This window comes from Companilactobacillus miaonis (assembly GCF_036913615.1).
Taxonomy (GTDB): Bacteria; Bacillota; Bacilli; order Lactobacillales; family Lactobacillaceae; genus Companilactobacillus.
On the sequence record NZ_JAYKTX010000010.1, the window covers coordinates 109,046 to 115,780 of the forward strand.

General features: G+C 32.7%; 9 protein-coding genes. 2 read left to right on the forward strand and 7 right to left on the reverse strand.

Annotation, left to right across the window (positions count from 1 at the left end):
• Positions 1-44 precede the first annotated feature (44 nt).
• Together U8521_RS09765 and U8521_RS09770 are read left to right on the forward strand one after the other, a co-directional pair.
• Complete coding sequence (locus tag U8521_RS09765; RefSeq protein ID WP_334352596.1) at positions 45-629, forward strand: TetR/AcrR family transcriptional regulator; 585 nt, start codon at positions 45-47, stop codon at positions 627-629.
• A gap of 56 nt (positions 630-685) precedes the next feature.
• Positions 686-1,198 (forward strand): hypothetical protein, encoded by a 513-nt coding sequence (locus tag U8521_RS09770; protein WP_334333462.1) that lies wholly within the window; start codon positions 686-688, stop codon positions 1,196-1,198.
• Positions 1,199-1,218: 20 nt separating this feature from the next.
• Here the strand turns inward: U8521_RS09770 and U8521_RS09775 are convergent, their stop codons facing one another.
• The 7 genes from U8521_RS09775 to U8521_RS09805 form a co-directional block, all read right to left on the reverse strand.
• Positions 1,219-2,136, reverse strand: coding sequence for a serine hydrolase (locus U8521_RS09775; RefSeq protein ID WP_334333463.1), 918 nt, complete (start codon positions 2,134-2,136; stop codon positions 1,219-1,221).
• Between the two features lie 387 nt (positions 2,137-2,523).
• A complete protein-coding gene (locus U8521_RS09780) occupies positions 2,524-2,886 on the reverse strand; it encodes a toxin-antitoxin system, toxin component, MazF family protein (RefSeq protein ID WP_334352597.1) in 363 nt (120 codons plus the stop codon).
• The gene (locus U8521_RS09785; RefSeq protein ID WP_334352598.1) at positions 2,864-3,154 is read right to left on the reverse strand and encodes a type II toxin-antitoxin system RelB/DinJ family antitoxin; all 291 of its coding nucleotides are present in this window, start codon (positions 3,152-3,154) and stop codon (positions 2,864-2,866) included. Before U8521_RS09785 ends, U8521_RS09780 begins: the two co-directional genes overlap by 23 nt.
• Before the next feature lie 135 nt (positions 3,155-3,289).
• Entirely contained in the window at positions 3,290-3,892 is a 603-nt protein-coding gene (locus U8521_RS09790; protein WP_334352599.1) for a PASTA domain-containing protein, read from the reverse strand.
• Between the two features lie 22 nt (positions 3,893-3,914).
• Positions 3,915-4,793, reverse strand: a complete 879-nt coding sequence (locus U8521_RS09795; protein WP_334352600.1) for a hypothetical protein — start codon at positions 4,791-4,793, stop codon at positions 3,915-3,917.
• Between the two features lie 273 nt (positions 4,794-5,066).
• On the reverse strand, positions 5,067-6,143 hold the full coding sequence (locus U8521_RS09800; RefSeq protein WP_334333468.1) for a HigA family addiction module antitoxin: 1,077 nt from the start codon (positions 6,141-6,143) through the stop codon (positions 5,067-5,069).
• Positions 6,144-6,333: 190 nt separating this feature from the next.
• Positions 6,334-6,474, reverse strand: coding sequence for a hypothetical protein (locus tag U8521_RS09805; protein WP_334352601.1), 141 nt, complete (start codon positions 6,472-6,474; stop codon positions 6,334-6,336).
• Between the last annotated feature and the right edge of the window lie 261 nt (positions 6,475-6,735).

The window sequence follows — 6,735 nt, forward strand, 5'->3', positions numbered from 1 at the left end:
CATCCAATTATGGACAGTTTTTAAAAAGCGTTAAGGAGATTTTTATGGATCGCAGAACTATTTACACCATTAATATCATTAAAGATACTTTTTTAGATTTAATATCAGAAAAATCGTACCCAGAAATCAACGTGGCAATGCTTTGCCGTAAAGCTGACATCACTCGTTCAACCTTTTATCTACACTTCGACAACTTGACCGACGTCTTGAATGCCGTTTTGGATGACGCCTTACTTTTCACAGGCGAATCGAGCTTTACCATTGACCCGGCCAAAGTAAGTTTAGACGTCTTGAAAGAAAACGAATCACTCTTGCCGGCTTGCCAAAGAATCGCTGATTCACAAAAATACCGTGATCTTTTGATGGATTCCAGTTTGAGTGACTACATCATTGGCCGCATCATCGCTCACGAACGTGACACTATCGTACCTTCGATTCAAAAGCGAGCCGGATTGAGTGAAAAAGAAGCCGAATTACTCTTCATTTACTCTATCCACGGCTCATTTGCCATCAATAAACGGCACCATTTCACCAAAGATGATTCGTGGTACAAAGACCTGCAAATGTTCAACAAATTCACCAGTGCCGGTTACGAAGCACTAAAAAAGACTGAAACTATGGATAATTAATCCGTAATTTCAGTCTTTTTTTCGTAATTTATAGTTAACAAGCTAAAGGAGATTTTATGATGACTATAAAAAAACAAATTACTTTAGAAAATATTAGTTCAGATAAGCGTCTTACCTTTCGTGGTGAATTTATGAAATATGGGTTCAAGTACAATAATATTTTTTGGGCAAATGCAACTCCAATAATATTACTATCAAATCTTCAGATAATTAATTATGGTATTTCTTTGCCTAAACCAATTTGGATCAATCTAACTAAAGGATTTCAAAGTCTCGGTATATTAAAGACAGGTGACAAAGTACAATTCAATAGTAAATTATATAAATACAAAACCGATTATCAGGGATATTGTCCGGAAATCATTCAAAATTTAAAAGATGATTACAGAATATTTCATCCTTCAAAAATTACGTTAGTAACCAAACAAATAAGAACGCCTTGGGAGGAGGAGAATCACGAAATATGTAATCACATATATTCTATTTACCAAGATCATTATGTTAAACGAGGTGTTCTACCGCCGTATGGCGATTTTCAACAAATCAAAAAAAGTTCAGACTCCATCTAACATGAAATCCGAACTTTTGTTTAAGAGTAGTTAACCAGTTTTTCTCCAGCATGAGATCCGTAAACAATTTTTTGAACGTTTTTAGTGATTTTAGCTATTCGCGAAAAACCACTTAGACCACTTTGGTTATGGCCATTCGTCATAATTACTAGAATATACTTTTGTCCATTGGGTAGGGTTACGATTCCGGCATCGTTATTCGTATCTTCCAAGAAACCGACTTTATCCTGAACAGTCGTACCTGTTTCTGCGGCAGCGGCTCCGGCTGGAATTCCGCTTCGATAAATCTGTTTGCCCATCAAATTCAAAATCATCGACTGATCAAACGGATCTTGGAAAACTCCAGTTCCAGCTTCTAAACTTTCCAACAATAGTTGTAGGCTGTAACTTGTTGTCTGAGCAGCTTCATCAGTTTGGAAAACCTTTGGATACCAACCTTGGCTAGCAATGAACGAGCTGATTGTATCGGCACCGTTATTGAGGATTTGCTCTTCCGCAAAATCATTTTCACTATTAACAATCATTTTGGTGAAACCTGTTTCGTTCTCACTAGTCCAGGAAAAATCACCATTTTGTTTTTGGTGCATTAAAAACGCCGTGAGATATAGTTTATAAGTACTAGCAGCAGTCATGACAGCCGTGGCATTAGACTCAACTTCCAAAGCGCCTTTTTGATGAACCTTGGCGTACTGATTATTAGAAGATCCATCATTTCCCAAATTATAAAAACTGACACTGGCAGTACCGTCTTTAGTGACTGTTTTCAAATAATTGGTCAAATTAGTTTTGATGATCGACTGTTTCTTTTTGATCGTCAAAACTTTTTTCGGACTATCCTCACTATCCGTCGAGGCTTGTGAATTATTATGGAAATAGTAGCTTAATCCTACGATAAGCGCACTAATAACCAAAATATTGATAAGAATTTTTTTATACATCCCTCGTTTGTTCTTAATGTGATTACCCTCATTCCGTGATTACAAATAATTTATTAACACAATTATAAGTGTCTCCACAGAAAAAGATTTATACATTTCTATTACATTATTCTTACAGTTTAGTATTATTCACTAATGGTTATTTTTTTTAATATTTCTTTAAGGATTGTGTGATTGGAATTTTGAATTAAGGCAAATAATAATTTATCATTGACTTTAACCTAACGTTAAAGTTTAAGTGGTACATTTTATTTAAACAAAGATGAACTAACAGATTATGCTCAACATTATCAAAAAATCATTAACGACTCTGAATATGGGAAACCATAATATCAAAAAACATTTCTAATCAAGTATCGTGACTTGAACTAGAAATGTTTTTTCCATTTATTTTAAATTATTGTACCCGAATTTTTCTAAGAAATCATTCAATCCGTTTATGTCCTCTAAGTCTAATTGACCTATTCGATAAAATCCAACGTCAGTATCTAATTGAATTTCCCTAACTTTACCAACATCAATATACGTCTGTTTTACTAAGCCTGCAGTTTTCCAATTTTTAATCTTGTAATACTGTTTCTTTATTCTTTCTGACTTATTCTCGTATCTAGAGGTCAACGAGAAAAAGGAAAGAGATGTTTTATCAGACCCTAAAACTAAAACAGGTCTTTTCTTTCCTCCGATTGAGTTAATAAAACTAACATAGAGTATTAATATATCATCTGATTTAATAATCTTGCGATTCATCATTAAACCAGTCCTCTATTTGTTTTTTGTTCTCAAGTTTTTCTACTGGTATATTCTTTATATTCTTATGAAGCTTCCGTAAAGCTTTTTGTTTCTCTGTCAATCCAACAGAGAACGGTATTTCTCCCCTAGCAACGATTTGCTTATAAAACATTGTTATTGCTGTAGTTTGATTAAGGCCCAATTCATTTAGAATGGATTGCGTTTCATCAGCTAAATTTCTATCAATATTGACATTTAATTTCTTCTTCTCATTACTTTTCATCTGCATAATCGCACCTCTTTATATTCATTATTATACTTATAAGAGGAGTATATTACGAGTATAATGTTTCCGAAAATATTTCTAATTACGCCATACTGTTCTAAATTAGGAAAATCTTTTTATTAACTAAATACAACCTTACTATTCATTAGAATCATCAGACTCTTTGGGAATCTCAATAATAGTCGCTTTTATCTTTTTGGCTTTCTTTCTCTTAGAATGTGGCACCAATTTTTTAGATGCTTCCACGGCTCCACTGATACCTGACTTAGTTTCCTGACCAATTTTATTAGCCAAAGCCTTTGCGGAATCTTTTCGAGATTGCTTACGTGCATTAATTTCCTTTAAAAGTTCCTTACTTTGGTCTAGTGCTTCATTATTTATATAGTAAATTTTAATGAATCCATTTGCTGGCAAAACTGTTTTAGCTTTAGGAACGGTTTTAATTACCGTATCAACTTTATGTGCTGCTAATTTAGGGCTAGGGTCAATCACTACAAAATCATGTTTTATCTTTAAGTCATTTAACAGATCTTTAGTTTGATTCAAATTTAAATCGATAATATCGGGTACTCTGACATCATCACTATGGCGCTTATTGTGCTCATCTAACTGATGATTAACCACATCCGCTCCAGATTGAATCAAATTGCCCGTAACATCCAAAACTTTACCCAGCTTGGAACTATCTAATTTGTCGATTACTTTAAAAAGCTTATCCGTTTTGCTTTCTTTGTCTGACATAAAGCCCGCTCCTTTCCACTAATTAAAATAGCAATAAATCATTCATGTCTTCATCCACTCCAGCAAATTTATCAACTTCGTACAAAAGTCTCAAGACAAAGCTTTCATCTGTAATAGTGAAATTACGAAACTTATTCGCGTAATTCTCTTCTGGTCCAGGTTCATCAAAATATCTCAGTACTTTACTGGCAGTTTCTACGCTTGCTTTAAGACTTTGATTAATAATAGCAGCTTGATTGCCCTTCATCCAATGCTGACCAACAACGTATCCCAATAAGCTAGCGACTTCTTTATTTCTAGCTAGGTAATAATCTTTTTTCATGGGTAGTTGGGTACCATTAATAACTATCGTCGTCTCAATGGCTTCACGATTCCAATTATTAGGAGTCAGTCGATTGCGATCATAAATTTGTTTTGATAGGTTTCTCATATAATCGAAAATTTCAGCCTGTTCGATACGTTCTGGATGTTTGGATGCCTCAACGTAGCCATTAATCCACTTATCAATCATTTGATCGATCTCATAAGCAACTTGCCAACTCCACTCCTTCGATTCTTCGTCCAGACTGCTAAATTTTGGAAAAACATAGAGTTCATTATCTTTTTCAAAATTCTCTAACAAATATTGTAAGTCTTCTCGTGACATGTTTAATTCATTTTCAGTTACCAAATAGTTAAAATAGGCTTTTACAGCATTATATACAGTTAATAGAGCTCCATCTGCTTCTGGATTATCACCGAATTCAGAAGCGTTTCTTAATATTACTAAAAATTGTGAAATATTGTCTTCATTCCATTGTTGGAACAATTCGAAATGGCCCAACACTTCAACTGTCCCTTTTAATATTGATTCTGGATAATTGTATAAAACTTTGCATTCACTGCTTTGTGTAAATTTCAAGCCTATTCCTCCAATGATTTTACTTTCTCAACTGCAAAACTTCTAGTAATTCTATTATACGGGTTAGCTTGGGAAATGACTTATATGTTTTTTTATCTATCCCTTAAATTCGAACATTTTTATTATGGTTTTGAAATATAATTTCCTTGACAGCTTAATTCAATAGAATACATTGTAATAAAAAAGAGCCAAATCTATATACCACGACTCAACCCTATAAAGAACATTTAATTTTCAATCTTTAATTATGTTATTAATAGTTTCACTAGAAAATTACATCACAATGCTGTAACTAGTTTTTAATTCCTGTAAATCCTTATAATCAATAAACTTCTCTTTCTGCAATCTTCCTACAATAATGCTCGGATTTATTCCTAGTATTTTTGCAAAATTCAGAATTGATTTTTTATCAAATTTACCTTCATTTACAAAATCTGAATACATATCCTGAGGTATGAAGAAATCCGCAGCAAACTTATCAGCACGATCTTCCTTTTGTTGATATTCCTCTTCATTTTCATAGTTCGAATAAAAATCATTGAAATAAATATGGCCTAATTCATGAACTAAAGAAAACCAGAAAACATCTGAATATTTGTTTCTATCTGTTATTAATAGTAAAACACTGCCATTTTTAAATTTCTTTGTAGCTCCATTTAAATATGCATTTTTTAGATTAGGCAACCCAACTAATACTATGCCACAGCCTAATAAAAGTTCTTTTAGTTTGGGATAGAATACCTCAGGAGAGTCTAAAGACATTTCCCTTATGATTGGTAAAATCTTGTTTAATTTCGATTTTGTATATTTGACATCGGTGACATTTCGGGCCTCATTCATAGCCAGTTCTAGCATTACATTTGAATTGATAATGGATTTTTCTTCAAATCCTTTTGTATTCCGATAACTTACTACAGGATTAAAACTTTCTAAATTAGATAAACTTGAAACATTTAACAGCTGATGTAATATATCGACCTTATCCTTAATAGAATATTTTTTACTTCTTACAAGATGATTTTTTTTAAAATATCCAAAATCGATTAATCTACAAACATTTTCTTCTTTATCTACAGTTTTTTTATTTTCTATTTCAAGAAATTTAATATCATATGCTTCTTGTAAATTCATCCATGTCTTTATAGATATTCCCGTGAGATTTGCTAATTTATTAGCAATATCATTACTAATTCTATCTTCACCATTTATTATTTTACTAATCGTTTTTGCGGATACTCCCAATCGATCAGCAAACTCAGCTTGTGTGATGTTTAATTCGTCAACAATATCCTCGACATATGATCCCGGATGAAATGCAATCAAATCTTCATACACGTTTTCTTTACTCATAATGTTTACTAACCTCCTCGATTTGTATCGAAACAATTGAAATGGCTTCTTCAAATATACATTCGCTAGTCATACCATCAAATGCGACTAGCAATCTGTAGGAGCTCTTTCTTCCATCTATATCTAAAGCATAAAGTCCTTCTTTATCCCCTTTTAATTTATGAAATTTATAAAAGGGGTTTTTAATTATTTACTCTAAATTTTCAGCAGCTTTAATAAAGTTGACCAATTTCAATAATTTCTTTGCAATTTTTTCTGAAAAGGCCTTTTTTGCTTCTTTTAAGCTCTCACACTGCTTTTCCACTTTCCTGTTTTTATAGGAAATTCTCATTTTGCCCTCCAGCACATTACAATGAAATTACCTAAAAGGTAATTTCATTGTGATGTGCTAAGACATCATTGTCAACAAATACCCTCTTCAACTCAACATTTACACTTTCAGTACACTAGGCAAAAAAGTCTCCAATGATGTGAAATAAACGTTTTTCTGTTTTATACCTAATGAAGTGCAACAGAAAAGTTAGACAAAATTATATTTTTTAAATTACTAAGGTATGTTCCCTGTATTCACGGGGGGACATACCTTTTGTTT

Bases quoted from the DNA above. Each gene is read 5' to 3' on its own strand.
- U8521_RS09765 (WP_334352596.1), top strand. From the start codon at position 45: ATGGATCGCAGAACTATTTACACCATTAATATCATTAAAGATACTTTT.
- U8521_RS09770 (WP_334333462.1), top strand. From the start codon at position 686: ATGATGACTATAAAAAAACAAATTACTTTAGAAAATATTAGTTCAGAT.
- U8521_RS09775 (WP_334333463.1), bottom strand. From the start codon at position 2,136: ATGTATAAAAAAATTCTTATCAATATTTTGGTTATTAGTGCGCTTATC.
- U8521_RS09780 (WP_334352597.1), bottom strand. From the start codon at position 2,886: ATGATGAATCGCAAGATTATTAAATCAGATGATATATTAATACTCTAT.
- U8521_RS09785 (WP_334352598.1), bottom strand. From the start codon at position 3,154: ATGCAGATGAAAAGTAATGAGAAGAAGAAATTAAATGTCAATATTGAT.
- U8521_RS09790 (WP_334352599.1), bottom strand. From the start codon at position 3,892: ATGTCAGACAAAGAAAGCAAAACGGATAAGCTTTTTAAAGTAATCGAC.
- U8521_RS09800 (WP_334333468.1), bottom strand. From the start codon at position 6,143: ATGAGTAAAGAAAACGTGTATGAAGATTTGATTGCATTTCATCCGGGA.
- U8521_RS09805 (WP_334352601.1), bottom strand. From the start codon at position 6,474: ATGAGAATTTCCTATAAAAACAGGAAAGTGGAAAAGCAGTGTGAGAGC.